This window comes from Ruegeria atlantica (assembly GCF_013032005.1).
Taxonomy (GTDB): domain Bacteria; phylum Pseudomonadota; class Alphaproteobacteria; order Rhodobacterales; family Rhodobacteraceae; genus Ruegeria; species Ruegeria atlantica_A.
In genome coordinates, this window is sequence record NZ_WQBE01000013.1 from 34672 (window position 1) to 61295 (window position 26624).

25 protein-coding genes are annotated in these 26624 nt (G+C 59.4%); 15 read left to right on the forward strand and 10 right to left on the reverse strand.

Going from position 1 to position 26624, the window contains the following annotated elements:
- Positions 1 to 43: 43 nt before the first annotated feature.
- Positions 44 to 583 (reverse strand): adenine phosphoribosyltransferase, encoded by a 540-nt coding sequence (locus tag GOX21_RS18715; RefSeq protein ID WP_170351410.1) that lies wholly within the window; start codon positions 581 to 583, stop codon positions 44 to 46.
- A gap of 308 nt (positions 584 to 891) precedes the next feature.
- Here GOX21_RS18715 and GOX21_RS18720 point away from each other — a divergent pair, with 308 nt between their 5' ends.
- Positions 892 to 1056 (forward strand): hypothetical protein, encoded by a 165-nt coding sequence (locus tag GOX21_RS18720; protein ID WP_170351409.1) that lies wholly within the window; start codon positions 892 to 894, stop codon positions 1054 to 1056.
- A gap of 4 nt (positions 1057 to 1060) precedes the next feature.
- Here the strand turns inward: GOX21_RS18720 and GOX21_RS18725 are convergent, their stop codons facing one another.
- Entirely contained in the window at positions 1061 to 1690 is a 630-nt protein-coding gene (locus GOX21_RS18725) for a LysE family translocator (RefSeq protein WP_170379113.1), read from the reverse strand.
- A 52-nt stretch (positions 1691 to 1742) separates the two neighbouring features.
- On the reverse strand, positions 1743 to 2759 hold the full coding sequence (locus tag GOX21_RS18730; RefSeq protein WP_170379115.1) for a DUF418 domain-containing protein: 1017 nt from the start codon (positions 2757 to 2759) through the stop codon (positions 1743 to 1745).
- Between the two features lie 227 nt (positions 2760 to 2986).
- On the opposite strand from GOX21_RS18730, the gene GOX21_RS18735 reads away from it, so the two are divergent.
- Positions 2987 to 3850 (forward strand): alpha/beta hydrolase, encoded by an 864-nt coding sequence (locus GOX21_RS18735; protein ID WP_368040043.1) that lies wholly within the window; start codon positions 2987 to 2989, stop codon positions 3848 to 3850.
- Positions 3851 to 3856: 6 nt separating this feature from the next.
- On the opposite strand, the gene GOX21_RS18740 is transcribed toward GOX21_RS18735, so the two are convergent.
- Positions 3857 to 4729 carry an S-methyl-5'-thioadenosine phosphorylase gene (locus GOX21_RS18740; RefSeq protein WP_170379117.1) on the reverse strand — a complete coding sequence of 291 codons (873 nt, stop codon included), beginning with the start codon at positions 4727 to 4729 and terminating at the stop codon, positions 3857 to 3859.
- 206 nt (positions 4730 to 4935) lie between these two features.
- Between GOX21_RS18740 and GOX21_RS18745 the strand changes: the two genes are divergently transcribed.
- Complete coding sequence (locus GOX21_RS18745; protein WP_170351401.1) at positions 4936 to 6570, forward strand: SulP family inorganic anion transporter; 1635 nt, start codon at positions 4936 to 4938, stop codon at positions 6568 to 6570.
- 135 nt (positions 6571 to 6705) lie between these two features.
- Here the strand turns inward: GOX21_RS18745 and GOX21_RS18750 are convergent, their stop codons facing one another.
- Positions 6706 to 7311: a flavin reductase family protein gene (locus GOX21_RS18750; protein ID WP_170351399.1), complete on the reverse strand. Its 606-nt coding sequence runs from the start codon at positions 7309 to 7311 to the stop codon at positions 6706 to 6708.
- A gap of 72 nt (positions 7312 to 7383) precedes the next feature.
- Between GOX21_RS18750 and GOX21_RS18755 the strand changes: the two genes are divergently transcribed.
- From GOX21_RS18755 to GOX21_RS18775, 5 genes are all read left to right on the forward strand, one after another.
- On the forward strand, positions 7384 to 7878 hold the full coding sequence (locus GOX21_RS18755) for a GNAT family N-acetyltransferase (RefSeq protein ID WP_170379119.1): 495 nt from the start codon (positions 7384 to 7386) through the stop codon (positions 7876 to 7878).
- Positions 7879 to 7930: 52 nt separating this feature from the next.
- The gene (locus tag GOX21_RS18760) at positions 7931 to 8674 is read left to right on the forward strand and encodes an EcsC family protein (RefSeq protein WP_170379120.1); all 744 of its coding nucleotides are present in this window, start codon (positions 7931 to 7933) and stop codon (positions 8672 to 8674) included.
- 119 nt (positions 8675 to 8793) lie between these two features.
- Positions 8794 to 9258, forward strand: a complete 465-nt coding sequence (locus GOX21_RS18765; protein WP_170379122.1) for an NUDIX hydrolase — start codon at positions 8794 to 8796, stop codon at positions 9256 to 9258.
- A 71-nt stretch (positions 9259 to 9329) separates the two neighbouring features.
- Positions 9330 to 9785, forward strand: a complete 456-nt coding sequence (locus tag GOX21_RS18770) for a DUF1178 family protein (RefSeq protein WP_170351392.1) — start codon at positions 9330 to 9332, stop codon at positions 9783 to 9785.
- Between the two features lie 3 nt (positions 9786 to 9788).
- Positions 9789 to 10427, forward strand: coding sequence for an SDR family oxidoreductase (locus tag GOX21_RS18775; protein ID WP_170379124.1), 639 nt, complete (start codon positions 9789 to 9791; stop codon positions 10425 to 10427).
- On the opposite strand, the gene GOX21_RS18780 is transcribed toward GOX21_RS18775, so the two are convergent.
- Complete coding sequence (locus tag GOX21_RS18780) at positions 10421 to 10774, reverse strand: hypothetical protein (protein ID WP_170351390.1); 354 nt, start codon at positions 10772 to 10774, stop codon at positions 10421 to 10423. The two genes, GOX21_RS18775 and GOX21_RS18780, sit on opposite strands and share 7 nt — an antisense overlap.
- Before the next feature lie 163 nt (positions 10775 to 10937).
- On the opposite strand from GOX21_RS18780, the gene GOX21_RS18785 reads away from it, so the two are divergent.
- The 6 genes from GOX21_RS18785 to GOX21_RS18810 all read left to right on the forward strand — a co-directional run bounded on the left by GOX21_RS18785 (position 10938) and on the right by GOX21_RS18810 (position 19822).
- Positions 10938 to 12176 carry an aspartate kinase gene (locus tag GOX21_RS18785; RefSeq protein WP_170351389.1) on the forward strand — a complete coding sequence of 413 codons (1239 nt, stop codon included), beginning with the start codon at positions 10938 to 10940 and terminating at the stop codon, positions 12174 to 12176.
- A 46-nt stretch (positions 12177 to 12222) separates the two neighbouring features.
- Complete coding sequence (gene ptsP / locus GOX21_RS18790; protein ID WP_170379127.1) at positions 12223 to 14466, forward strand: phosphoenolpyruvate--protein phosphotransferase; 2244 nt, start codon at positions 12223 to 12225, stop codon at positions 14464 to 14466.
- 138 nt (positions 14467 to 14604) lie between these two features.
- Entirely contained in the window at positions 14605 to 16050 is a 1446-nt protein-coding gene (gene zwf / locus GOX21_RS18795; RefSeq protein ID WP_170379129.1) for a glucose-6-phosphate dehydrogenase, read from the forward strand.
- Between the two features lie 2 nt (positions 16051 to 16052).
- The gene (gene edd / locus GOX21_RS18800; RefSeq protein ID WP_170379131.1) at positions 16053 to 17858 is read left to right on the forward strand and encodes a phosphogluconate dehydratase; all 1806 of its coding nucleotides are present in this window, start codon (positions 16053 to 16055) and stop codon (positions 17856 to 17858) included.
- Between the two features lie 5 nt (positions 17859 to 17863).
- On the forward strand, positions 17864 to 18496 hold the full coding sequence (locus GOX21_RS18805) for a bifunctional 4-hydroxy-2-oxoglutarate aldolase/2-dehydro-3-deoxy-phosphogluconate aldolase (protein WP_170351383.1): 633 nt from the start codon (positions 17864 to 17866) through the stop codon (positions 18494 to 18496).
- Between the two features lie 51 nt (positions 18497 to 18547).
- The gene (locus GOX21_RS18810) at positions 18548 to 19822 is read left to right on the forward strand and encodes a pyridoxal-phosphate-dependent aminotransferase family protein (protein WP_170351381.1); all 1275 of its coding nucleotides are present in this window, start codon (positions 18548 to 18550) and stop codon (positions 19820 to 19822) included.
- Here the strand turns inward: GOX21_RS18810 and GOX21_RS18815 are convergent.
- Positions 19755 to 20861, reverse strand: coding sequence for a pyridoxal phosphate-dependent aminotransferase (locus tag GOX21_RS18815; RefSeq protein ID WP_170351379.1), 1107 nt, complete (start codon positions 20859 to 20861; stop codon positions 19755 to 19757). The two genes, GOX21_RS18810 and GOX21_RS18815, sit on opposite strands and share 68 nt — an antisense overlap.
- Positions 20862 to 20991: 130 nt before the next feature.
- Here GOX21_RS18815 and GOX21_RS18820 point away from each other — a divergent pair, with 130 nt between their 5' ends.
- Positions 20992 to 21774, forward strand: a complete 783-nt coding sequence (locus GOX21_RS18820; protein ID WP_170351378.1) for a crotonase/enoyl-CoA hydratase family protein — start codon at positions 20992 to 20994, stop codon at positions 21772 to 21774.
- On the opposite strand, the gene GOX21_RS18825 is transcribed toward GOX21_RS18820, so the two are convergent.
- The 3 genes from GOX21_RS18825 to GOX21_RS18835 form a co-directional block, all read right to left on the reverse strand.
- Positions 21775 to 22107, reverse strand: coding sequence for a DUF1992 domain-containing protein (locus GOX21_RS18825; protein ID WP_170351377.1), 333 nt, complete (start codon positions 22105 to 22107; stop codon positions 21775 to 21777). It abuts the gene before it with no gap.
- A 33-nt stretch (positions 22108 to 22140) separates the two neighbouring features.
- Positions 22141 to 23304, reverse strand: a complete 1164-nt coding sequence (locus GOX21_RS18830) for a benzoate/H(+) symporter BenE family transporter (RefSeq protein ID WP_170379133.1) — start codon at positions 23302 to 23304, stop codon at positions 22141 to 22143.
- 136 nt (positions 23305 to 23440) lie between these two features.
- Complete coding sequence (locus GOX21_RS18835; RefSeq protein WP_170379141.1) at positions 23441 to 26602, reverse strand: valine--tRNA ligase; 3162 nt, start codon at positions 26600 to 26602, stop codon at positions 23441 to 23443.
- Between the last annotated feature and the right edge of the window lie 22 nt (positions 26603 to 26624).

Here is a 26624-nt window from a genome sequence, read left to right on the forward strand (position 1 = left end):
CCGCTTCCCGCGCCTTGCCTTTGGGAAATTGAATGACGGGCGTTTACAGCCCTTCGAATTCGCACAGAACGTGCACATCCATACCCATGTCTTCCAACGCCTTGCGGCCGCCCAGTTCCGGCAGGTCGACAATGAACGAGCATGACACGATCTCACCCCCCAGCCGTTCGATCAGCTTGATCCCGGCAGCGGCGGTACCACCCGTTGCTAGCAGGTCGTCGACGACAAGGATTTTCTCGCCCGGTTGAATGGCGTCATCGTGAATCTCGACGATGGCCTCACCATATTCCAGTTTGTAATCCTGGCTGATGGTGGTGCCGGGCAGCTTGCCCTTTTTGCGGATCGGCACGAAGCCAACACTCAGCTGATGGGCGATGGCACCGCCCAGTATGAAGCCGCGCGCCTCGAGGCCCACGACTTTGTCGATCTGCTCACCCGCGTAGGGGTGCAACATCTGGTCGATTGCCATACGAAAACCGCGCGGATCAGCGAACAGTGTGGTGACGTCGCGAAACATGATCCCCTCATGCGGGAAATCGACGATGGTTCGGATGTAATCCTTGACCGACTTGTTTCTGGACATTGCCAATCCCTCTGACGTCAAAACACGCGGGCGTATTTGGCCCATTGGGGACAGCCTTGCAAGGAAAGATTATCGCTGACTTCCCGACAGGGAGCGGAATTGAGCTTTGATAATACGAAATAGCGATGCTGGGCGGTGGGTGACCACGATGGACGCGCCGGACTGGTAAATGGAATGCCTGAGTCGCGGGAAGGTTGATTGCCAAAACTCTGTTTTGTTGGTAGGTCGCCGGTACCTGAAATTGCTATGCATTGTATATGCAGTGTATCGCTTGTGGTTTTAGGCATTGAACAGGGTGTGCGGGAAAGATGGACAGCAAGGTATCTGCCAAGAAAAACAGCCAGTTGGTCCTGCGCCTGGACAAGGATGAGCGGGACGCATTTGTTGAATTGTGCAGGGAGCTGGATACATCAGCCGCACGCGAAATACGGCGTTTTATCCGTGGGTTCATGAAAGAACACGAAGCGAGCTGAACCCTCAGGCCGGGCGGCGCAGCACGGCGGTTGCAACCCCCATTCCAATCAAAGTCAGCCCTCCGAACCGGGTCATCGCAGTGATGACCCCGGCGCGTCCGATCATCCGGCGCAGCCGGTCAGCCAGCAGCGCATAGGCCAGCGCGTTCAGCCAGGCCAGACCCACGAAAGTCGCGATCAGGATAGCGAATTGCGGGCCCAATGGGTCCGCCGGACGCAGGAATTGCGGTACGAAGGCGATGAAAAAGGCAATGGATTTCGGGTTCAGCGCCGTAACGGCGGCGGCATGGCCAAAGACACTTTGTGCGGTGACATTTCGCCCGGTCGCTGGCGCCTCTAACCCGCCCGAGGGCGCGCTGCGCAGTAGCTTGATGCCCAGCCACACAAGATAGGCCGCCCCCACCCATTTCAGCACAGAAAACAACGTGGCCGAGGCTAGCACCAGCGCCCCCAGCCCCAGTAGCGACGCGGTCATTGCAACCAGATCCCCCACCGCCACCCCTGTGGCTGAGGCCACGGCGACGCTGCGCCCTTTTGATAAGGCATAGCTAAGCACCAGCAACACAGTCGGGCCGGGGATAAGCAGCAATGCGGTCGATGCGGCCACAAAAGCCAGCCAAAGTTCAAAAGACATGGGGTTACCCGTTTTGGTTTCGCCCTCACCAAGCCCCGCCGCGACGGTGAGGTCAAGCCTTTCGAGGCTCGGTGACGCGACGCATCAATGCCTCAAGTGGGCCGCGCTTGAACCGGCGGAACCACAACAGGGCAAAACCCGAGGACAAAGCGCAGAACCCAAGCGCGTAAACCACGATCTGTGTTGGTTTGAGTGTGCCATTTAGCAAACCAAGCTCCTCCAGCAATCCCATCCCGATCAGGATATGCGCCACATAGAGGGTCAGGCTCTGCCGTCCCGGAGCGGTCAGGGCAGAGCCAAGGCGCAGTTTTTCGATCTTCGGCCATAACTTCAGCAACAGTCCGATCACCACGCACGCCGATCCGGTGCTGGCCAGGATATAGAACGGCCCTGGCGGAATCGACGCAGTGCCTAGATAGGCAACCAATTCCGGATCGGACACCAACCTTTGTGGAAACAGGGCCAATACGGCAGCGCCAAATCCCCACATGATCAGGCGGTGTTGAAAGCAGATCGTGCGAAGCTGTGATCGCCCGATGGCCATGCCGATCAGCAGGAAAGCAGCCCAAGGTAAAACCGGGTGCCAACCGTTGAGAATTGCATTTCGTAAAAAGCCGGGCAGGGTCCAGAGGTCGGTATAGCTGAGCGTGGACCAATCCCAGCCCCGCTCATAGTCAAAGATAAGGTTGGCCAAAACGGCCAGCGCAACAATTCCCAACGCCCCCAGCCACAACATACGTCCCGAGGCCGAAAGAAACGCCGCCCCCACCACAAAATACAATGCGTAGAAATGCAGAATGTCAGCGTCGAACACGGTCATGTTGATCAGGCCGAGAACGAACAGAAAGGCCGCGCGCCGCAGCAGCACACCAGCGGGGATGCTGGACAGACCCAATCCTACACCGGCCAGAATGACGAACAGCGCGGCGGCCCTTCCCTCCAATGCGTCGACAAAACCCGACGCCCAGTCGTGGCCCGGCGCAACTTGCGCCGCGATGCGGAAGTTCACCAGCACCATACCGCAAAAAGCAATAAAGCGGGCGGCGTCCAGGGCTTCGAGTCGTTTCATGGTGCTCCTCTGTTTGGGGCGTACTGAAATGATTTTGTGGCACAAATGCGGTTCAGTGGCGTGTTTAAGATAAACAAATTGCGAGGATCAGGGCGACCTTGCCACCTTCATCAGTCACAATGTACCCGGGTTGAGTAAGTTAAAGATTGCGTTAAAGCGTGCGTACCGTCCTTGAAACGCCGGTCTGGCCCTACAACCTAGGGCCTATCAAAGGATCGGAGGCGAAGGTGACGCAGACACATCCCGACTATTCGAAAGCGTTCAAGGACATGTCCCGCTCAAACGACGGGCGGTTGAAACGTGTGCTGATCCTTCTGATCCTGATCAGCGTCGTGATTTACGCCGGAATCGTGGGGTACATGTACGCCAATCAGGATGAGCTGCTATACAAACCATCCGGAGAATTGCCCGCCCCCGATGAGGTCGGGCTGGCCGATGTCGACGTGATCTCTCTGCCCATGTCCGACGGGGTTGTGCTGACGGCGTGGTCCGCGCCACCGGCCATCGAAGGAGCGCCGACCGTTCTGTTTTTTCACGGTCAAAGCGGCAATCTGGGTGACCGGGCCGACCGGCTGCGGGAAATCCTGAACAGTGGTTTTGGCCTGCTAGCCCCCAGTTATCGCGGTTTTCCAGGCAGTGGCGGCGAGCCCTCGGAGCTGGCGCTGATCTCAGATGGGGTTCACATGTTTGACCAACTGGACTCTGAGGGTGCAGCCGTCGTCCTGCACGGTCAAAGCCTTGGCACCGGCGTGGCCGCCGCTGTCGCCCAACAGCGTCCGAATGCACAGTTACTGGTGCTAGAGGCCCCCTTCACCGCGACTGTGGATGTCGCGTCCGAGCGCTATCCGTTTCTGCCGGTTTCGGCCTTGATGAAGGATCAGTTCGCCACCCGAGACTTTGTCGGCGATGTTACGGTGCCAACGCTGATCTTCCACGGAACCGAGGATGAAACCGTTCCGGTGCATCACGGCCAAGCGCTGGCGGCGATGTCGGGCGACACCGCCAAACTTCATGTCATCCCCAACGGCACCCACAACGACCTCTGGTCGTATGGCTTGTGGGACGAGGTGCAGCAGACCCTTGCGCAGTAGCGTGGTTTAAAGAATCCGGCCTGCGACCGCATCCAGCTTGGCCAGTAACGCCGGATCGCGTTTTTCGGGCGAAGTGAGGATCGCAAACTCCAATGCCCGATCGCAGCCATGCGGGCAGGGCGCGCGTTCAGCCCCCAACAGATCGGGCAGGCCCTTGACCAGCGCCCGGCCTTTTTCCGCATTCCCGGTTAGGGTGGCGATAATGGCGGTTACGTCGACCTCGCCGTGATCCGGGTGCCAGCTGTCATAGTCGGTCACCATGGCGATCGAGGCATAACAAAGTTCGGCCTCGCGGGCGAGTTTCGCCTCGGGCATGTTAGTCATGCCGATCACGTCACATCCCCAATGCTCGCGATACATCTTGGATTCGGCCAGGGATGAGAACTGCGGCCCCTCCATCGCCAGATAGGTGCCACCGCGATGGATGGTGATACCTGCCGCCTTGCCTGCGCTCTCACAAGCGTCCGACAGGCGCGGGCAGGTGGGGTGCGCCACGCTGACATGGGCGACGCAACCAGTGCCGAAAAAGCTTTTCTCGCGCGCAAATGTCCGGTCAATGAACTGGTCGACAATGACGAAATCCCCCGGCGCCATATGCTCGCGAAACGACCCGCAGGCGGAAACCGAGATCACGTCCGTAACCCCCAGCCGTTTCAGCGCATCGATATTGGCGCGATAGGGCACCTCGGTCGGTGAATGAACGTGGCCACGCCCGTGACGGGGCAGGAAGGCCATTTCGACCCCATTCAAAGCCCCCGTCAGGATCTGGTCCGAAGGTGCACCCCACGGCGTTTCAACCGTAACCCATTCCGCCTTTTCCAGCCCGTCGATATCGTAGATACCTGATCCGCCGATGATGGCGATTTTCGTCTGGGTCATGGCTGCGCTCCGAATAAAAAAACTCGATGCAGACTGTCTGAGGGGCAGCGGAGGATTTGGCAAGTGGGTTCAACGGTTTGTGTTGGCTGATGGCCCGGTATGCGTCTGTTGCATATCTGGGTCCCACCTGGCGCGGTATCTCCTGCGGGGATTGACCGCTAAAAGACCCCTTTCGCGCGAACCCAAAATACCAACAGGACCGTCCCATGCCCCGAGCCATGCTGGCAAGCTTTGCCAATCGTATAGCTAAACCCGATCTTCGTTGGGTGCCGGACGAAGGGCTGACTGCCTCGCGCCTGCGGATCGAACTGCTGTCCGGTCTGACTGTGGCGCTGGCGTTGGTGCCCGAAGCAGTGGCCTTTGCCTTTGTTGCCGGGGTACATCCGCTGGTTGGTCTGTACGCGGCCTTTATGGTCGGTCTGATCACGGCGTTGATTGGTGGCCGTCCGGGCATGATTTCGGGCGCGACCGGGGCGCTGGCCGTTGTAATGGTTGCGCTGGTGGCCCAACACGGGGTTGAATACTTGTTCGCGACCGTGGTGTTGATGGGTATTCTGCAAGTGATCGCTGGGGCCATGCATTGGGGCCGGTTCATCCGGCTGGTGCCGCATCCGGTGATGCTGGGCTTTGTAAACGGCCTGGCCATCGTGATTTTTCTGGCGCAGTTGGGTCAGTTCAAAGTGCCCGGTACCATGGAAAACACCGGCCATGGCGTAGGAGGCGGCGAATGGCTTTCGGGTCTGCAGCTTTACACGATGCTGGGCCTGGTCGCACTGACCATGGCGGTGATCTGGGTTATGCCGCGTATCACGCGCATCATTCCCGCGCCGCTGGCCGGTATTTTTGTCGTTGCCGCGCTGGTGATTGGCTTTGGTTTGGACGTGCCTCGCGTCGGTGACCTGGCGTCTATCGAGGGAGGTTTGCCGCCGTTCCACATCCCGATGGTGCCGCTGACCTGGGAAACTTTTGAAATTATCCTGCCCTATGCCGTCATTCTGGCAGCAATCGGCCTGATCGAATCCCTGCTGACGTTGAACCTTGTTGGAGAGATCACCGGTAAGCGCGGCGGGGCTTCGCAGGAATGCATCGCGCAAGGCGTTGCCAACGTCGCTACCGGTTTCTTCGGTGGCATGGGCGGCTGCGCAATGATTGGTCAGTCGATGATCAACGTGAAGTCCGGTGGCCGGACCCGTATCGCCGGTATCGCGGCGGCGCTGTTCCTGCTGGTGTTCATCTTGTTTGCCTCACCGCTTATCGAGCAAATCCCGCTGGCCGCACTGGTCGGGGTGATGTTTATGGTGGTGATCGGTACATTCGCTTGGAACTCGTTCAAGATCATGCGCAAGGTGCCGTTGACGGACGCATTCGTTATCGTTCTGGTGACTGTGGTGACGGTGATGGAAGACCTCGCGGTCGCGGTTGTGGTTGGTGTCATTGTCTCCGCGCTGGCCTATGCGTGGAACAACGCCAAGCGTATCCATGCCATCACGCGTGAATCGGAAACCGAAAAAGGCGCAAAAGTCTACGAAATCCAAGGGCCTCTGTTCTTTGGTTCCTCCGAGGGTTTTGTCGAGTTGTTCGATGTGCCAAGTGATCCTGACACGGTGATCGTGGATTTTGCCGAAAGCCGGGTTGTGGACCAGTCCGCACTGCAGGCCATCGAAAACGTCGCGTCGAAATACGAGGCCGCAGGCAAACGCGTCATGCTGCGCCACCTCAGCCGCGATTGCCACAAGCTGCTGAACAAAGCAGGGCATCTGATGGTCGACAGCGATGATGACCCCGATTACCAACTGGCGGTGGATTATTCTGTTCGCACCGGCATTCTGGGCGGCCACTGAGTATTTTGCGAGGCTCTGCCTCGCGCTCCGAGGTATTTGCGACCAGATGAATACAGGATCCCCTGCTTCATCTGGCTGAAAATACCTCGGGGGAGGCGCCCAAAGGGCGGCGGGGGCAGCGCCCCCCTGTAATTCCTAATCGTCTGGGCGACTAAGCGAGAACAACTCGGTTACGACTGAATAGTCCCGATATCCAAGCCGGGCGAGCGGGTTGAAGGTCGTCACGTCGAATATTCCATCCCTCAAACAATCGTCTCGCAGGTGGACACCGGTTACTTCTCCGAAAACAACCCGATTTGCCTCGCCCGGCAGATCGACAATCTTGGTCAATTTGCATTCCAGAGCAGCCGGGACGCCCTCGACTCGAGCGCAGGGGATGGTTTCGCATCCAACCGGCGTCAGGCCAGCATGTTCGAATTCGTCGTGATGTTTGGGCAGGCCTGCGGAACTGGCGTTCATCGCATCGCGGTGTGCGTGCGCCACCACGTTCACGCAGAACACTCCGGTTGCTTCGATGTTCGAAACACTGTCCTTGCCGCCGTCCTGATCGTGTTTGGTGCCCGTTGAAGCGAACATCACTTGTGGGGGCGTGTAGGCGACCCCGTTGAAGAAGGAATAAGGTGCCAGATTGTTGATCCCATCGGGGCTGCGGGTGGATATCCAACCGATCGGACGGGGGGTAATGACAGCGTTGAATGGATTGTGCGGCAGACCGTGGCCGTCTTCGGGTCGATAGAACATCTCTACTCCAAGCGTTTGCCCAAGGCGTAGCGAAGTGCTAGGGCGAATGCCAGCAAGGAAAAGAGGGCTGAGGTGCAGCAGTTCGGGATCAGGCCGGAAGAGCCGGATGATTGGTGGGAGGTCGAAGCCCTCTATGACCTGTGCTTTGCGCCCGGGCGCGAGGCGCTGTCTTCCTATCGTCTGCGCGATGATGTGCCGCCGGTTTCAGGCTTGTCTCTGGTTGCGCGTGACGGGCAGGGCATTCTGGCCGGGGCCATACGGTTCTGGCCGGTGCACGTGGGTGATCACGATGCCTTGCTGCTGGGGCCGGTAGCCGTACACCCGACCCATCAAGGCGAGGGCCTTGGGGGTTTTCTGATCCACGAAGGTATCGAAGCTGGCCGGGCGATGGGCTGGGATCGAGTCATGTTGGTTGGTGATGCACCTTATTATGCCCGGTTCGGGTTTTCCCGTCTGAATGGGATTGAAATGCCCCCTCCGACCAACCCGGACCGAATTCTGGGGCTGGAATTGTCCTCGGGTGTATGGGACGGGGTGGATGGGCTTGTCACCCGTTGGACCCGCTGAACTATTGAAACCTTGGCTATAAACCCCGATGTCTATTGGGCAGGAGGTATTTATGCAGGACGTGGTTCTTGTTGAAAAGCTGGATGCTGAGGCGGAACTGGACCGATTGGCCGGGTATTACCGAACGGCCGGAGGGCCGGGCGTCAAGCTGTTGAATAGCCTCGGAGGTTCGGCAGAATCCTTGTTGGAGCAATTGCCCGAACCGATCAGGCAGGGCCTGACGGGCGCGACGGAACAGGCCCTGTGGTTGGCAATGCATGCTGCCGAAGGGTCAAGACGGGCTGTGCCGGACCAGCATCCCTGGGTCAACACCGCAGTAACCACGGCCATGGGTGCAGCCGGAGGGTTGGGCGGAATGTCCACTGCATTGATGGAATTACCTGCGACGACCGCGATGCTGTTGCGTGCCATACAAGGGGCGGCTGCGCGCGAAGGGTTTGATCCGTCGGAAGATGGTGTGAAATTTGATTGCGTGCGTGTCCTGTCCGCCGCCGGGCCTTTGTCCAATGACGACGGTGCCGATCTGGGGTTCTTCTCGGTCAGGTTGACCTTGACAGGACCTGCCATGCAGAAATTGATCGCAGCGGTCGCTCCGCGGCTGTCAGTTGTGTTGGGGCAGAAATTGGCGGCGCAATCCGTGCCGGTATTGGGGGCCATTGCCGGAGGCGGCACCAACTATGTCTACACGCGGTATTACCAGCAGATTGCCCGCGTTCATTTCGGCCTGCGCCGTTTGGCGGTCGATGCCGATATTCCCCACGATGAACTGGTGCGCAAACTTGCCGCCCGAATGTGATTTTTCTTCAAAGGCTTGGAGAATTTCACCGCATATGGTATTGATGATTTGAGCGTCCGCTAAATAAACCAAAACAACGCGGGCAAACAGGCAAATATCCATATGAAAGGCGGCTCGGCGTGATTGACGCAAGGCTTTCGCCTCATGTTTCCAACAATGCCCGGCACCTGCCGGTGCTGCAGCAATCGGCGGCTTTGTGCTATCGTGTCGAGCAAGGGCAACCAGAAGTGCTGTTGATTACAACGCGCAAATCACGCCGTTGGATCATTCCCAAAGGGTGGTTGATTGATGGGCTGACTGCGTCTCAGACCGCAGGCCAGGAGGCGTGGGAAGAGGCCGGTATTCGAGGAGAGTGTGACACGCAGGCAATGGGGCAGTTTTGCTATCGAAAACGTCATCAGAAAAAAGGCGCAGTATTGTGCGTCGTGGATGTCTTTCCGTTATTGGTGACATCGGTTGCTGCGTGTTTTCCCGAATTCAAACAGCGGCAGAGACAATGGTTTGTGCCGAAAAAAGCCGCAGTTCACGTCAATTTCCCCGAACTTGGGCAAATGTTTCAAAAACTTGAGCCAATCATGCGCTAAGATGCCTCTGGTAGGGCTTGATATTGCCATGTCTGTGGTTATCAATTCGACAACCGACATTTGGACGGATCATGATTCAATACGCATTGAAATGCAGCAACGGCCATACATTTGACAGTTGGTTCCAATCGGCCGCCGCTTACGACAAACTGGCATCCACGGGCATGGTGACTTGCGCTGTGTGTGGATGCGCGGATGTTGAAAAGGCTATCATGACCCCACGTGTCCGCCCGGCCCGTGAGGCCGTGGCAAAGACCATCGCCCCCATGCCCGAGGCTGAAACGATAGATGTGGCCGCCCCTGCGCCAGACATTGAAAAGGTGCTGGCCGAGCTGCGCCGCAAGGTCGAAGAGAACTCGGACTATGTGGGTAAGGATTTTGCCAGCGAAGCGCGCAAAATCCACCTTGGTGATGCGCCCGAGCGTGCGATCTATGGTGAGGCCAAGCCGGACGAAGCGCAGGCCCTGATCGACGATGGGGTTCCAGTGGCACCTTTGCCTTTTGTTCCCAGCAGAAAGACAAATTAAGCCGTGCATGTAGTTATTACGGGGGTCAATCGTGGCATTGGCCGAACGCTGGCCGACAATTACCGGGCCCGCGGGGACAAGCTGACCGGCACCGCGCGGGATGGCAGTGCGCAGGTGGTTCTGGATGTTACCGACCCTTCGCAACATTCCGACGTGGCCACGTATCTGGCAGATCAACCCGTCGATTTGCTGATCTGCAACGCCGGGGTATATCTGGACAAAGGGCAAAGCATTGACGGCTATCCCGCCGACATGTGGGCGCAAAGCTTTGCCATCAACGTGACAGGCGTGTTTCTAACCGTTCAGGCATTGTTGCCGAACTTGCGGGCCGCACGAGGAAAGATTGCGATTATTTCATCGACGATGGCCTCGCACACCCGCGCGCCGGGGGGCAGCTATATCTACCGCGCATCAAAGGCCGCAGCCTTGAGTCTGGGACGCAATCTGGCCACGGATTTGCGCGATGATGGAATCGCCGTAGGTATCTATCACCCGGGCTGGGTGCGGACCGATATGGGCGGGCCCGAAGCCGATATCACCCTGGATCAGGCCGCAAAGGGCCTGATTGAAAGGTTCGATGCGTTGTCACTGGAAACAACGGGTTGTTTCGAAAACTGGGACGGTCGCCCCCACGCTTACTGACGTATCAACGCTGCGGTGGGGATTTCGTAGACCTCATCCGGGTCGATGAAAATCACGGTCAGGTCGCCACGTGTTTCATGGCTGATCTTGGCAGGTGAACTGCTGGAATTCGGCACGCCATCGGTGAAATAGATGCTGCGCACTTCACCGCCGCCCAATGACACAGCCAACGTCGTCGTGCCGTCGTCATGGTGGCGCAATTCGGCATGGCAGCTGTCGAGCGGTGCGCCGCCCGAGGCGCAGGGCACAGTGCCCAAAGCATTCTTGCCGTCAGTTGCGGCCAGAGTTGAAACCTGTGCAAGGGCAGGGGAAGACAGCAGGACAACTGCGAGGGCAAGGCGGAACATGGAAAACCTCTTGGAAAATTCGATGACTAAGGCTGACAGCCTCGCTGCCGGATGTAAAGCAGCCCCATGCGGCATTCGGGGCGGTTTTGAACCCTTGCCCTTGCGGCCCCCCTCGCATAAGACGCACGGAACCTGAATTCCAAGGCGCGGAGAGACCACCCCCATGCCCGTACTCGTAATGAAATTCGGTGGCACGTCGGTTGCCAACCTTGACCGTATCCGCCGCGCGGCGAAACGCATCGGTGTTGAGGTGGCCAAGGGCTATGACGTGATCGTCATTGTCTCGGCAATGTCGGGCAAGACCAATGAGCTGGTGGGATGGGTCAACGAAACCTCGCCCCTATTTGATGCGCGTGAATATGACGCCGTGGTCTCCTCGGGCGAGAATGTGACCGCCGGTCTGATGGCGCTGACATTGCAGGAAATGGATATTCCCGCGCGCAGCTGGCAGGGCTGGCAGGTGCCGCTGATGACCACCAGTGCCCACAGTCAGGCCCGGATCGAAGAAATTCCGACCGAAAACCTGACCCAAAAATTCGACGAAGGCATGAAAGTGGCCGTTGTCGCAGGCTTTCAGGGCATCAGCCCCGAAGGGCGCATCACCACGCTGGGCCGGGGCGGGTCGGACACCACCGCCGTGGCCTTTGCCGCCGCGTTCGGCGCCGAGCGTTGCGATATTTATACGGATGTGGACGGCGTCTATACCACCGACCCGCGCATCTGTGAAAAAGCGCGCAAACTGGACCGTATTTCGTTCGAAGAGATGCTCGAACTGGCCTCGCTGGGGGCCAAGGTGCTGCAAACCCGCTCGGTCGAACTGGCGATGCGGTATAAGGTGAAACTGCGCGTTCTCTCAAGTTTCGAAGAACAATCCGACGAGGCCGGTACGCTGGTCGTTGACGAGGAGGATATCATGGAATCCAATGTTGTGGCCGGTGTGGCCTATTCCCGTGACGAGGCTAAGATGACCGTCGTTTCGGTGGCGGACCGACCCGGTATCGCCTCGATCATCTTTACCGCGCTCAGCGATGAGGGCGTGAACGTGGACATGATCGTTCAGAATATTTCGGACGAGGGGCGCACCGACATGACCTTCTCGTGCCCGACCGATCAGGTCGCGCGTGCCGAGAAAGCGTTGTTGGCGATCAAGGACGCGGGTGAGCTGAACTATGCCGAACTGGTTGCGGACGAAGATGTCTGCAAGGTCTCGGTGGTGGGCATCGGAATGCGTTCTCAGTCGGGTGTTGCGGCCAAAATGTTCAAGATACTCTCGGATGAGGGGATCAACATTAAGGTCATTACAACCTCTGAGATAAAAATTTCCGTCCTTGTGGATCGGAAATACATGGAACTTGCGGTTCAGGCACTGCATGATGCCTTTGAACTGGACAAGGCGGCCTGAGCATTTCAGCCAAGGATTTCGCCTGACACAATAATTTGGTTGGGCCATGGCGGACGGCACCGAAACAGAATCCCGCAAGCTGCTTGGGCGGCTGCGCGAAGAAATGGCGAGCGAAGCCGCCGGTCAGGAACGTCTTGACCGGATTACGCATCTGATCGCCGACAGCATCCGGGCCGAGGTCTGCTCGGTCTATCTGTTTCGCGACGAAGACACGTTGGAGCTGTGCGCCACCGAAGGCTTGGCACCCGAAGCGGTGCACAAGACCCGGATGCGTATGGGCGAAGGTCTGGTTGGCCGCGTCGCCCAATCTGGCAAGGTCGTGAATACCCCTGACGCGCCGTCGGCCAAAGGCTTCCGCTATATGCCGGAAACCGGCGAAGAACGGTTTTCGTCTTTTCTGGGCGTGCCGGTTCAACGGCTGGGTGAAAAACTGGGCGTTCTGGTGGTGCAATCCCGCGAGGCGCGCCAGTTTTCGGCGGATGAGGTTTATGCGCTGGAAGTCGTCGCAATGGTTTTGGCCGAGATGGCCGAACTGGGCGCCTTTGTCGGTGAGGGTGCGGCCCTGTCGCCCCTGCACCAGCAATCAGTACAGCTGAGCGGTGGTCCCGCACAGGAAGGATACGCCGAAGGTCATGTCTGGCTGCATGAGCCCCGCGTCGTGGTCACCAACCCGATTGCCGATGATCCACATCGCGAACGTGAACGCCTGAATGAAGCGGTCGAAGAGCTGCGCGTTGGCGTCGACAAGATGCTTGAAATCTCGCAGGGCGGCGACAAGGAACAGCTGCAAGTCCTTGAGGCTTATCGCATGTTTGCCAATTCCAAAGGTTGGATGCGCCGGATGGAAGAGGACATCGCCCTGGGCCTAAGCGCCGAGGCAGCGGTTGAAAAAGAACAATCGCAGGCCCGCGCGCGGATGGGGCAGGTAACCGATCCGTATTTGCGTGAACGGCTGGCTGATCTGGATGACCTGTCCAACCGGTTGCTGCGCATTCTGACCGGGCAAGGCAATACAAATGGCTCTGACCTGCCACCTGATCCGATCCTAATCGCCCGCAATATCGGTCCCGGAGACCTGTTGGAATACGGTCGATCACTGAAAGGCATCGTGCTTGAGGAAGGCTCGGTCGGCAGTCATGCCACTATCGTGGCACGTGCGTTGGCTATTCCGCTGGTGGTACATGTGGGCCGGATCACGACCGAGGCGCTGAACGGCGACCATATTCTGGTCGATGGGGATCAGGGCATTGTCCATCTGCGTCCCGAAGACACCGTGGCAAACGCTGTGCGAGATAAAATCGCGATGCAGGCCAAGGCGCAGGAACGCTATGCCTCAATCCGTGAAACCCCGACAGTGACGCGGGATGGGGAGCGGATCAATCTGGTAATGAATGCGGGGCTGATGGCCGATCTACCCTCATTGAATAATTCCGGGGCCGAGGGCGTGGGCCTGTTCCGAACCGAGCTGCAGTTCCTGATCCGCAACCAGATGCCCAAGCGGTCAGAATTGGTGACACAATATCAACGGGTTCTGGACGCTGCTGAAGGCAAGCGCGTGATCTTTCGCACGTTGGATATCGGGTCCGACAAGGTTCTGCCTTACATGAAGCACGTGGCGGAACCGAACCCGGCGTTGGGTTGGCGCGCAATCCGCGTCGGTCTGGACAAACGCGGCGTGATGCGGATGCAGTTGCAGGCCCTCTTGCGTGCCGCCAATGGCCGCCCCTTGTCGATCATGTTCCCCTTCGTGGCGCAAGCCGACGAGTTTTACGAGGCCCGCTGGGAGGTCAATAAAACCATCGAGCGTGAAAAGCGTCTGGGTCATATCCTGCCCGAAACGCTTGAGGTTGGGGCGATGCTGGAAACCCCATCGCTGGCCTTTGCGCCGCAAAAGTTCTTTGACGAGGTCGATTTTGTCTCGGTCGGAGGCAATGATCTGAAGCAGTTCTTCTTTGCTGCTGACCGTGAAAATGAACTGGTACGTCGTCGCTATGACACGCTGAATGTCAGCTTTCTGAGTTTCATCGCGCAGATCGTTGAGCGCTGCAACTCCTCCAATACGCCGCTTTCGTTCTGCGGCGAGGATGCCGGTCGCCCGGTTGAGGCGCTGTGCCTGGCCGCGATGGGTATTCGGACACTGTCCATGCGTCCGGCCTCGATCGGTCCGGTCAAAAGCGTGTTGCTGCGGGCCGATTTGCAATCTTTGCGCAAGATCATCGCGGATGCGCGGCACCGGGGTGAGCAATCGGTGCGCCCCGCCGTCATGGAGTGGCTGCGCAATCAGGGCTGACATCCCAATTCCGGACTTGCTTTCTGCATCTGCATTGCCTATGCCATTTGCAAATGTTAGCGTTAACATCGCTCAAACCACAAGTGCTGCGACTTTCTGGTGCTATGTTGGCAGAGGTAGAACTGAAGGAGCCCGTCGATGGTTTCACGCGTAATTCCGGTTAACCCGTTCGATCTGGTGCTGTTCGGTGCGACCGGCGATCTGGCTCAACGCAAGATTCTACCGGGCCTATATCACCGCTTTGAGGTCGGGCAGATGCCCGAGGACGCCTGCATCATCGGTTCGGCGCGATCGGACATGGACAGTGATGCATTCCGCGATCAGATACGCGCCTCGATGGCGGAGTTTGCGCCGGAATTCAAAAAGGACGTTCTGGATCGCTTTCTAAGCCGGGTCTCGTATGTCCCTGTTGATGCGTCAGGCGATGCCGGCTGGTCGAATTTGGCCAAAGCAATGCGCCCTGACGTCGTGCGTGCGTTCTATTTGTCGGTGGGGCCTGGCTTGTTTTCGGGCATTGCGCACCGGCTGAACCAACACGGGTTGGCCACATCAGACAGCCGCATCGTGGTGGAAAAACCCTTTGGTCATGATCTGGCGTCCGCCAAAGCGTTGAACGAGGGGCTGCGTACCTGCTTCGAAGAACACCAGATTTACCGGATCGACCACTATCTGGGTAAAGAGACGGTTCAGAACCTGATGGCCCTGCGTTTTGCCAATTCCCTGTTCGAACCGCTATGGAACTCGACCCATATTGACCACGTACAGATCACGGTTGCTGAAACTGTGGGCGTTGAAGGGCGCGGCGCTTATTATGACCAGTCCGGTGCCATGCGGGACATGATTCAGAACCACTTGGTACAGCTTTTGTGTCTGACGGCGATGGAGCCGCCGTCGAAATTTGCGCCCAATGCTGTGCGCGATGAAAAGGTCAAGGTGATCGAAGCGTTGGAGCCTGTTGAGCAGAAAGATATCGCGCGCGGCCAATACCGCGCCGAACACGGGCAGGGTGGTTATGTCGATCACGTTGGCAACCCCGGCAGTCGTACGGAAAGCTTCATCGCGCTGAAGGTACATCTGGGCAACTGGCGGTGGGCGGGTGTTCCGTTCTATCTGCGCACCGGCAAGCGGCTGCGGGCGCGGGAATCCGAGATTGCCGTGTTCTTTCGTGACCCGCCGCATACGATCTTTCCGAATGTTGGCCCGCTGCACGGGAACGTGCTGGTGATCCGGCTGCAACCGGACGAGGGCATCACCCTGCGCACCACCATTAAAGATCCAGGCCCAGGCGGGTTCCGCCTGTCTGATGTGGCGCTGGACATGAGTTTTGCCGACGCTTTGGGCGTCGAGGCCAGCGCGCCGGATGCCTATGAGCGGCTGATTATGGATGTCATACGCGGCGACCAGACCCTGTTCATGCGCGGTGACGAGGCCGAGGCCGCCTGGGCCTGGGTCGATCCCATCATTCAAGGCTGGGAAGATCGCGGCGATCGCCCGGCACGCTATGATCAGGGCAGTTCGGGCCCCGAAGAAGCATTGATGCTGATGCACCGCGACGGACGTCGCTGGCGTCAGATCGGAGGTTAACCATGGTTCATTCTGTTATCACTGACGTCACCCAGCGGATCATCGACCGCAGCGCCGACCTGCGTGGCCCGCATCTGGAACGGATGGAACAGGCCAAATCCAAAGGCCCGGCTCGCGCGCATCTGTCCTGCAGCGGTCAGGCCCATGCTTATGCTGGGGCGGGGACAGATCAACAGGCGATGGCGACCGGCGCCGCCGGAAACCTTGGTATTGTTACCGCTTATAACGACATGCTTTCAGCTCACCAGCCGTTTGAACGCTACCCTGGCCTGATCCGGGATGCGATCCGCACTGCCGGTGGCACTGCGCAAGTTGCAGGTGGTGTACCTGCCATGTGCGACGGCGTCACCCAAGGCGAGGCCGGGATGGAGCTGTCGCTGTTTTCGCGCGATGTGATTGCGTTGGCCACGGGCGTCGCGCTGAGCCACAATACCTACGACGCAGCTGTTTTCCTTGGCGTTTGCGACAAGATTGTTCCCGGTCTGATAATTGGGGCGCAGGCCTTCGGCCATTTGCCCGCCGTGTTCCTGCCCGCAGGCCCGATGACCAGCGGCCTGCCCAATGATGAAAAGGCCAAGGTGCGCCAGAAATTCGCTGCCGGAGAAATTGGCCGCGATGAACTTATGGCCGCCGAAATGGCTGCTTATCACGGCCCCGGCACCTGTACCTTCTACGGTACCGCCAACACCAACCAGATGCTGATGGAGTTCATGGGCCTGCACCTGCCGGGCTCTAGCTTCATTAACCCGAACACGCCGCTGCGGGATGCCTTGACCGAAGAGGGTGCGCGCCGGGCGTTGTCGCTGAGTGCGCTGGGTAACAATTACACACCGGTTTATCAGATTCTCGATGAGCGGGCCTTCGTGAATGGCATCGTCGGGCTGATGGCCACCGGTGGCTCGACCAACTTGCTGATCCACCTGATCGCAATGGCGCGGGCGGGTGGTATCATGCTGGATTGGCAAGATTTTTCTGACATTTCCGCCGTTGTCCCGCTGGTCGCGCGGGTCTATCCCAACGGTTTGGCGGATGTGAACCATTTCCACGCGGCTGGTGGTTTGGGGTATTGCATCGGCACGCTGCTCGACGATGGGCTTTTGCACCCGGACACCCTGACAGTCGCAGGGCAGGGCCTGCACAATTACACCAAGGAACCCAAGTTGAAAGACGGCGATCTGGTTTGGGAAGAGGGCGCGGGCCACAGTCTGAACGACAAGATCGTCCGCCCCGCCAAGGACCCGTTCCAGCCTACAGGTGGACTGTCACGCCTGACTGGCAATCTGGGCACCGCCGTCATGAAGGTTTCCGCAGTCGCGCCCGAACATCAGATCGTCGAAGCACCCGTGCGTGTTTTCCATGATCAGGCCGAGGTCAAGGCGGCCTTCAAGGCGGGCGACTTCACCGGGGACGTGATCGTTGTGGTCCGCTTCCAGGGACCAAAGGCCAATGGCATGCCCGAATTGCATTCACTGACGCCAATCCTGGCGATCCTCCAGGGCAGGGGCCAAAAGGTGGCGTTGGTCACGGATGGCCGTATGTCAGGTGCCTCGGGCAAGGTTCCCGCCGCGATCCATGTCTGCCCCGAGGCGCTGGAGGGCGGTGCAATTGCCTATCTCCAGGATGGTGATGTGCTGCGCGTTGACGCAGTGAAAGGCGAATTGGAAATCCTCACTCCGGGTGTGCTGGATCGCACCCCGGTCACTGCGGATCTGTCCGCCAATCAGCACGGGGTCGGACGGGATCTGTTCGCCGTATTTCGCAACAACGTCGGGTCTGCCGACGCGGGTGCTAGCATTTTCGGAGTGTAATCTTCATGTCAAAAACCCAACGAACCCGCGAAATCTGCGAGCTGGCACCTATCGTTCCGGTTCTGGTCGTCGACGATGCCGCGCAAGCCCGGCCTTTGGCCGAAGCGTTGGTGGCAGGTGGCTTACCCGCCCTGGAGGTGACCTTGCGCACTCCGGCGGCACTGGATGCCATCCGGGCTATGGCGCAGGTGCCCGGTGGGGTGGTGGGCGCTGGCACGCTGGTCACCCCCGAAGACGTACGCGCCGCAAAAGAGGCAGGCGCGCAGTTCGGTGTTTCGCCCGGCGCAACAGACGTATTGATTGCAGCGTGTGAGGCCGAAGGCCTGCCTCTGCTGCCCGGCGCGGCCACGGCCAGCGAGGCGATGCGCCTGCTGGAAAAAGGCTATGACATGCTGAAGTTCTTCCCCGCTGAGGCCTCTGGCGGCGCGCCCGCGTTGAAAGCCATCGGCGCGCCGCTGCCGCAGATCACGTTCTGTCCGACGGGTGGTGTTTCGCCAGCCAATGCCAGCGATTACCTGTCGCTGACGAATGTCGCCTGCGCTGGCGGCAGCTGGGTTGCGCCCAAACAGATGGTGCAGAGCGGTGATTGGGCCGGGATCGAAGCCCTTGCGCGTGACGCCTCAAAGCTGATGGATTGACGCGGCTTTTTGCTGCGCTAGGTTGGGCGTCAATTCAAACAGGTTGATCCCATGACAAACCATCTCTCTCTTGCGCAGGGGCGCGAATATCTGGCGATTCCCGGACCCTCGGTCATGCCTGACGCTGTGCTTCAGGCCATGCACCGCCCGTCACCCAACATCTATGACGGCGAGCTGATCGAGATGGTGCCGACCCTGACACGCGATCTGAAACGCGTGGCGGGCACGGATCACAACGTCGCCATCTATATTGCCAACGGCCATGGCACTTGGGAAGCAGCCCTGTCCAACGTTATTGCAGCGGGGGAAACGGTGCTTGCCCCGGCCTCGGGCCTGTTCACCCACGGATGGGCCGAGATGGCGCGCGGAGTTGGCGCCGAGGTCGAGCTGATCGATTTCGGTGCATCCTCGCCTTGGGATATGGATCGCATCGCCGATAGCCTGCGTGCTGACACGGCTCATCAAATCAAGGCCGTGCTGGCGGTTCACGTGGACACGTCCAGTTCGATCCGCAACGATATCCCGGCGTTGCGGGCGTTGCTGGACGATCTGAACCACCCGGCGTTGTTGATGGCGGACTGTATCGCCTCGCTGGGCTGTGATCGATTCGAGATGGATGCCTGGGGCGTCGATGTCATGGTGTCGGCCTGCCAAAAGGGGTTGATGACCCCGGCGGGCGTGGGATTTGTGTTCTTCAATGACAAAGCACAGGCCAAACGGGCAACGATGCCGCGCGTCTCGCAATACTGGGACTGGCAGCCGCGTGTGAACCCGCAGGTGTTTTACCAATACTTCAACGGCACCGCGCCGACGCATCATCTGTATGGTCTGCGGGCAGCGCTCGACATGATCCATGCTGAAGGGATCGAGAATGTCTGGGCTCGCCATGATCACCTCGCCAAGGCCATCTGGGCGGCATGCGAGGTCTGGGCAGAAGGTGGCGCGCTTGAGATAAACGTATCCAACCCCGGCCATCGCAGCCACGCGGTTACCGCCTTGCGTCTGACCGATGGGCGGGGAACACCACTGCGCCAGTATACCGAGCGCCAGCTGGGCCTGACCCTTGGCATTGGGCTGGGCATGGAGGATCAGAACAGCTGTTTCCGTCTGGGGCATATGGGCCACGTGAACGGCCAGATGGTCATGGCGATGCTGGGAGGGGTGGAAACCGCCATGGCCGCCCTGAACATCCCGCGCGGCTCGGGTGCGCTTGAGGCCGCAGCTGCCGCGTTGGCCGCTGAACCCTCCAAAGCCCGGGTCAAATCGTGGCCTTCGCAGTGGCCAGCGCCTTTGGCAGAGCTGCAGCAAAGGCATCCAGATCCGTAACCGTACCACAGCTGACGCGGATACAACGGTTCTGTGGGGCGGCAAAGGGCATGCGCACAAATATCCCTTGTGCCACTAACCCCTCAAGCACCGCTTTGGCAAACGCTCCATCGCCACCGCAATCAATCGCCACGAAATTGGTGGCCGAGGGCAAGGGTACCAAGCCGTTTTCCCGTGCGATCTGGCCGATCCGGTCGCGTGCCTTAGCGATCTGTGCCTGAACTTGCGACAGCCAGTTGGCATCCTGCAAGGCCGCCAAGGCCCCCGCTTGTGCAGCCCGGTTCATTCCGAAATGGTTGCGGACCTTGTTGAAAGCTTCGATCAATCCCGGCGCGCCGATCGCATAGCCAACCCGCGCCCCGGCCATGCCATACACCTTGGAAAATGTGCGCATCCGGATCACACGCGGATCATCGGCTGAAACCGGGGCTGCGGTGCCTTCTGGCGCGCATTCCACATAGGCTTCGTCCAGCACCAGCAGGCATCCTGCAGGCAGGGCCTCCATCGCGGCCAGGATATCCGCGCCTTGATGCCAACTGCCCATTGGGTTGTCGGGGTTCGCCAGATAGACCAGTTTTGCGTCCACCTCGACGGCTTTGGCAAACAGCGCCGCGGGGTCCTCGTGATCGTCACGATAGGGCACCTTGTGCAACGCGCCGCCAAACCCGGCCACGTGGTAGTTGAAGGTCGGATACGCCCCGTCCGAGGTCACAACTGTATCGCCGGGGCCAACCAGCAACCGCACGAGATAACCCAGCAGGCCATCAATGCCTTCTCCGACCACGATGTTTTCCGGCTTTACGCCGTGATGATCGGCCAGTGCATGTCGCAGGTCGTGGCTTTCGGGGTCACCATATTTCCAGATGTCCGTTGCTGCCATCGCCTCGATAGCGCGGGGGGAAGGGCCAAAGATGCTTTCATTCGCCCCCAGCCGGGCGACAAAGGGCGCGCCGCGCTGACGTTCCTGCGTTTCCGGCCCGACAAAGGGCACGGTTGCAGGCAGTGACAGGGCAAGCGGAGTATAGCGTGGGTCAGTCATGGTGCGAGATAACCCCATACCCACTCGTCAGACAACCATCTGCGACGCGCAGCCAGAAGTGCCCCAACGTTGAGGTGGAACTTGGCAGACCTTCCGGGCATGGTTGGGTCAACAAGATCAGGAGGCCCGCATGACCCGCGTATCCGTCGAGTACAAAGACCACATCGCCCATGTCACGCTGACGCGCGGCGACAAGATGAACGCGCTGGACGACGCGATGATCAAGGCGTTGCTGTCTGCCGGGCAAGAGGTCGCAGCCTCGGACGCACGCGCCGTGGTCCTGTCGGGCGAGGGCAAGAGTTTTTGCGCCGGGCTTGATATGGCCAGCTTTGCCAAGATGGCGCATATGGACCCGACTGAGTGGCTGATGACCCGCAGCCACGGGGATGCGAATGAAATGCAAGAACTTGCCCTGATCTGGCGGCGTGTTCCAGTTCCGGTGATCTGCGCCATTCAGGGCGTTGCTTATGGTGGCGGGCTGCAAATCGCGCTGGGCGCGGATATTCGCATCGCACACCCCGACGCCAAGCTGGCGGTGATGGAGATGAAGTGGGGCATTATTCCCGACATGGGTGGGATGGTTTTACTGCCACATCTGGTGCGCTCGGACGTACTGCGCCTGCTGACCTACACCGCGCGTCCCATCGGCGCGCAGCAGGCGGCGGACTGGGGGTTGGTGACGAAACTGTCAGACGATCCACTGACCGAGGCATTGGCGCTGGCCGAAGACATCGCGGGCAAAAGTCCCTCGGCCATTCGCGCCGCCAAGCGCCTGATCGAAGTGGCCGAAACCAAGACCCGCGCCGAGGTTCTGTTGGAAGAATCCGCCGAACAGGTCGAACTGATCGGAAAACCTGATCAGATGGAGGTTGTGATGGCGCAGATGCAGGGGCGAAAACCTGAATTCAAGTAGCTAGCGCATAAAGGCCCGTCGCGCATCTCGGGCCATGTTGTACCGCATCTCCAAATCGGCGATGCGCGCCATGGCAGCTTTACGTGCATCTGCATCGGTCAACTCGGCGTAATCCTTTCGGGCGGCATCAAGCTTTTTCCTGATCTCGAACTCTTCCGGCAGCACACCGGCCTGCGCCATGATCCGGTGCCCAGCGGCGATGGCCGGATCACTCTGCGCCTCACCCGACCGATCCGGCAAAGGTTTGCCTTCACCCTCGAGCCCCTGCAACTGGCCCTCGGCCTGTGCCTTTTTGATCTGGCGTTCGATCAGTTTTCCAAGCGATCCGAGCATGGTCAAACTATATCCCAAGCCGAGTGAGCACCGCTAGCGAATTCGCTTCGTGACCAGATACGCAATGCCACCAGCCAGCAAACCCCAGACTGCCGCGCCCAGACCAAAGACCGAGATACCTGAAGCGGTGATGGCAAATGTCAAAATAGCGGCTTCCCTCTCCGCTGGAACATCAAGCGCTGCGTGGGTGGCGTTGGCAAGCACTCCGATCAACGCAATCCCTGTCAGGGTGCCCATCAGCAGCGGATCAGCATGTACGGCAAACCCGGTGATGGCCACCGCGAATACACCAAACAGGCAATAGAATACGCCTGCCATCACCGCCGACCAATACCGTTGGGCCGGGTCTGGGTGACTGTCCTCATTCGAACACATGGCGGCTGTGATCGCGGCCAGGCAGGTGGCAGGCGCCCCGAACGGGGCCGACAGGATGCTGGCTGCGCCGACTGAAGAGAACAACCTGCCGGGGGCGGGAGTGTAGCCAAAGCTGCGCATCACCGCGATACCGGGGATGTTTTGCGTCGCCATGGTGACAATGAACAGAGGCAGGCCAATACCGACGGCAGAGGCCAGCGAGAAGGTTGGCATTGTCCAGACCGGTGCGGCGACAAGATGGGTTGGCGTGACGGACGTGTCGCCCGCATTCAGAACCACAACAATTGCTGCGACGACAACCGCTGCCGGAACCGCAAACAAGCGGTTCACCCGCCCTGCGATGAACCAAGTCAGGATCACCGGCAAAGCCTGCCAGGGCAGTTCCACAGCGGCCTTGAAGGGCAAGATGCACAGGGGCAACAGAACACCACCCAGCATTGCCTGCGCCAATGTTGTCGGGATGGCCGCCGCCAGCCGTCCCAAAGGTCGCCACAGCCCGGCCAGCACGGTCAGCGCTCCCGCGCACAGGAACGCGCCGACCGCGTCAGAAAACCCTGCTGCTGGCATCGCGGACACGGCCAACAGCGCAACGCCCGGAGTGGACCACGCAACGCTGATGGGTTGCCGATACCACAAGCTGAGACCGATGGCCGTCACTCCCATGGCAATGGCCGCCATCATCAGGCCCGACGCGGAATCCTGCGCCGAGGCCCCCATGGCCGCCAGTCCCTGCAACACGATAGGGAAAGAGCTGAAGAACCCGACTATGGCGACCACCAGCCCGGTTGAGATGGTTTGGATCGGAGGGAATGCGCGTGCCATCTGAGACCTCGGGGTTATATCCGCCTTTGCTAGCAAGGGCTTGCGAGTGGGGGCAAGGGCTGTGTGTGCAAAAGTAAACCCCACCGTGGCATACGCGGCGGGGTTTGGGATTTGAGCATTTTTGAAAAGATGAAGATTAGGCGATTTCGGCCAGGCGGGCCAGCGCCTCGTTCAGCTTTTCTTCTTCCTCTTCGCGGGCGGCGAGATTGGCCTTGGCTTCGGCAACAACCTCCTCCGGGGCCGAGGCCACGAATTTCGGGTTGTTCAGACGTCCACGTAGACCGCCCAGTTCTTTAGCTAACTTGCCCTTGGCTTTTTCCAGCCGTTCCTTTTCAGCACCGATGTCGATGATATCCGCCAGTGGCAGGCCGAAAGTGGCGCCCGGTGCGGCAATGGAAATCGTTCCTTTGGGTAGGTCGTCGACCTTGGTCAGGCTGTCGATCCGTGCGAGACGCTTGATCAGCGCCTCGTTGCGGTCCCACGCTGCCTGTCCGTGGGCGTCGATCTCGGTCACCAACATCGGCACATAGAGCCCTGCGGGAACCCGCATCTGCGCACGGGCCGAGCGAGTATTTTCAATCACCGAAATTACCCAGTTCATCTCACGATCCGCATCGGCGTCGATCAGGTCGGCGGCGGCGTAAGTCGGCCAGTCGGCGTGGACGACCATCTTGGCGCGGTTGCCGGTTAGACCCCACAGTTCTTCGGTGATGAAAGGCATAATCGGGTGCAGCAGGACCATGCACTGATCCAGAACCCAGCGCATTGTGGCGCGGGTTTCGGCTTGCGCCTCGGCGTCATCGCCTTGCAACAAAGGTTTAGAGAGTTCCACATACCAGTCGCAGACCTTGCCCCAAACAAAGGCATAGAGCCCATTGGCCGCGTCGTTGAAACGGTAGCTTTCCAGCGCCGCGTCGACCTCGGCCCGCACACGGGCGGTTTCGCCGATGATCCAGCGGTTGACGGCGGCTTTGGGTTTCAAGTCGGCTACGTCCAGTTGCGGCACGGCGTCGGTGAAGACCTCGTTCATCTCGGCAAAGCGGACGGCGTTCCACAGTTTGGTGCCAAAGTTGCGATAACCGGTGATGCGCTCGCGGGACAGTTTCAGCACGCCGCCAATCGCCGCCATCGAGGCGTTGGTGAAACGCAGCGCGTCAGCGCCGAATTCGTCGACGATCTCCAACGGGTCGATGACGTTGCCGGTGGTTTTGGACATCTTCTTGCCCTTCTCGTCGCGGACGAGCTGGTGCAGGTAGACGGTGTGGAACGGGATCTGATCGACCACGGCCAGCTGCATCATCATCATCCGAGCGACCCAGAAGAACAAGATATCGAAGCCGGTGATCAGCACATCCGTGGGGAAGTAGCGTTTTAGCTCCTCGGTCTGCTCGGGCCAGCCCAGGGTGCCGATGGGCCATAGGCCGGAAGAGAACCAGGTGTCGAGGACGTCGGGGTCGCGCCACACCGGATAGACAAGCTTGGTCGGGTCTTGGTCGACAGCGTATTGAGCAAGGCTTTCAGCGAACTGATGGATCGCTTCCTGTTTGTCTGCGACTTCGATAACGGTCGCGTGGCTCAACGGGCTGGGGATGTTGGCATTGTCGTCGAGGAATTTTTCCGTGACGGCCTCAAGGCTCGCCGCGCATTCCATGACATTGCCACGGTGCAGCATGCCGCCTTCGTTCAGCAAACGACCCAACTCGACCAGATCAAGATCGCCGTCGTTCTCGTCGTCTTTGAACCCTTCTGCGGACAGGTCGATCCCATACCAAACCGGAATCTGGTGCCCCCACCACAGCTGACGCGAGATGCACCAAGGCTCGATGTTTTCCAACCAGTGGTAATAAGTCTTCTCGCCTGACTCGGGGATGATCTTGACCGTGCCGTCTTTGACCGCGTCCAGCGCGGGGCCGACAACCTTTTCGGCGTCGACGAACCACTGGTCGGTGAACATCGGCTCGATGACAACTTTCGAGCGGTCGCCGAAGGGCTGCATGATTGGTTTGCTCTCGACCAGCGGGACCAGCTTGTCGGCACCTTCATGCTCGGGTTTCAGCGCGGTCGAACCCAGACGTGCGTCATCGGCACGGCACATGACGGCCAGTCCATCGGCGGTGATTTCTTCGACCACTTTCGCACGCGCCGCGAACCGGTCGAGGCCACGTAGGTGATCAGGGACAAGGTTGATTGCGTCAATTTCGTTCTCGGTAAATTTACGCCCTCGCGCGTATTCCTGCGCTTTCCCTGCTTCGTCTGCGTAAGGGGCGCCATCGGCCCGCATCGCGCCTTTGGTGTCCATCAGACGGTACATCGGAATGCCGCCGCGCTTGGCAACCATGTTGTCGTTGAAGTCATGCGCACCGGTGATCTTCACCGCGCCCGAGCCGAAATCAGGATCAGGGTAGTCGTCGGTGATGATCGGGATCTGACGGCGGTGTTCTTTCGGACCAACCGGGATTTCGCAGAGTTTACCAACAATTGGCGCGTACCGCTCATCCGTCGGATGAACCGCAACCGCGCCGTCCCCCAGCATGGTTTCGGGCCGCGTGGTGGCGATCGAGATATAGTCGCGCTCCTCGCGGAAAGTCACATTTCCATCATCATCTTTTTCCAAATACTCATATGTCTCACCGCCCGCCAAGGGATACTTGAAGTGCCACATATGCCCTGCGACTTCGATATTCTCGACCTCCAGATCCGAGATCGCCGTTTCGAAATGAGGATCCCAGTTGACCAGTCGTTTGCCGCGATAGATCAGGCCCTTTTCGTACATATCGACGAAGACCTTGATCACCGCGTCATGAAAATTCGCAGAATTTTCGTGCCCCGTGCGTGGATCACCCGCCGCACCGGCCATGGTGAACGCATTGCGCGACCAGTCGCAGGATGAGCCGAGACGCTTCAACTGCTCGATGATCGTGCCGCCGTATTCGCCTTTCCATTCCCAGACTTTCTCAAGGAACTTCTCACGGCCCAACTCGCGCCGTCCGGGCTGTTGGGTCGCAGCCAGCATCTTTTCCACCTGCATCTGGGTGGCGATACCGGCGTGGTCCTGACCCGGTTGCCACAGCGTGTCGAAGCCACGCATACGGTGCCAGCGGATCAGAATGTCCTGCAGCGTGTTGTTGAAGGCGTGGCCCACGTGTAGCGCGCCCGTCACGTTGGGCGGCGGGATCATGATGGTAAAGCTTTCGTCGCGCGATTTGTTTGCGCCTGCCTTGAAGGCTCCGGCCTGTTCCCAGGTCTCGTAAATGCGGGCCTCAGCCTCGGCCGCGTTGAATGTCTTTTCCATCGCCATGGGGTGCGTCCTGCGTCATCAA

Coding starts and splice junctions, on each gene's coding strand:
- GOX21_RS18715 (WP_170351410.1), bottom strand. CDS start 583: ATGTCCAGAAACAAGTCGGTCAAGGATTACATCCGAACCATCGTCGAT.
- GOX21_RS18720 (WP_170351409.1), top strand. CDS start 892: ATGGACAGCAAGGTATCTGCCAAGAAAAACAGCCAGTTGGTCCTGCGC.
- GOX21_RS18725 (WP_170379113.1), bottom strand. CDS start 1,690: ATGTCTTTTGAACTTTGGCTGGCTTTTGTGGCCGCATCGACCGCATTG.
- GOX21_RS18730 (WP_170379115.1), bottom strand. CDS start 2,759: ATGAAACGACTCGAAGCCCTGGACGCCGCCCGCTTTATTGCTTTTTGC.
- GOX21_RS18740 (WP_170379117.1), bottom strand. CDS start 4,729: ATGACCCAGACGAAAATCGCCATCATCGGCGGATCAGGTATCTACGAT.
- GOX21_RS18745 (WP_170351401.1), top strand. CDS start 4,936: ATGCCCCGAGCCATGCTGGCAAGCTTTGCCAATCGTATAGCTAAACCC.
- GOX21_RS18750 (WP_170351399.1), bottom strand. CDS start 7,311: ATGTTCTATCGACCCGAAGACGGCCACGGTCTGCCGCACAATCCATTC.
- GOX21_RS18760 (WP_170379120.1), top strand. CDS start 7,931: ATGCAGGACGTGGTTCTTGTTGAAAAGCTGGATGCTGAGGCGGAACTG.
- GOX21_RS18770 (WP_170351392.1), top strand. CDS start 9,330: ATGATTCAATACGCATTGAAATGCAGCAACGGCCATACATTTGACAGT.
- GOX21_RS18780 (WP_170351390.1), bottom strand. CDS start 10,774: ATGTTCCGCCTTGCCCTCGCAGTTGTCCTGCTGTCTTCCCCTGCCCTT.
- GOX21_RS18785 (WP_170351389.1), top strand. CDS start 10,938: ATGCCCGTACTCGTAATGAAATTCGGTGGCACGTCGGTTGCCAACCTT.
- ptsP (WP_170379127.1), top strand. CDS start 12,223: ATGGCGGACGGCACCGAAACAGAATCCCGCAAGCTGCTTGGGCGGCTG.
- zwf (WP_170379129.1), top strand. CDS start 14,605: ATGGTTTCACGCGTAATTCCGGTTAACCCGTTCGATCTGGTGCTGTTC.
- edd (WP_170379131.1), top strand. CDS start 16,053: ATGGTTCATTCTGTTATCACTGACGTCACCCAGCGGATCATCGACCGC.
- GOX21_RS18805 (WP_170351383.1), top strand. CDS start 17,864: ATGTCAAAAACCCAACGAACCCGCGAAATCTGCGAGCTGGCACCTATC.
- GOX21_RS18810 (WP_170351381.1), top strand. CDS start 18,548: ATGACAAACCATCTCTCTCTTGCGCAGGGGCGCGAATATCTGGCGATT.
- GOX21_RS18815 (WP_170351379.1), bottom strand. CDS start 20,861: ATGACTGACCCACGCTATACTCCGCTTGCCCTGTCACTGCCTGCAACC.
- GOX21_RS18820 (WP_170351378.1), top strand. CDS start 20,992: ATGACCCGCGTATCCGTCGAGTACAAAGACCACATCGCCCATGTCACG.
- GOX21_RS18825 (WP_170351377.1), bottom strand. CDS start 22,107: ATGCTCGGATCGCTTGGAAAACTGATCGAACGCCAGATCAAAAAGGCA.
- GOX21_RS18830 (WP_170379133.1), bottom strand. CDS start 23,304: ATGGCACGCGCATTCCCTCCGATCCAAACCATCTCAACCGGGCTGGTG.
- GOX21_RS18835 (WP_170379141.1), bottom strand. CDS start 26,602: ATGGCGATGGAAAAGACATTCAACGCGGCCGAGGCTGAGGCCCGCATT.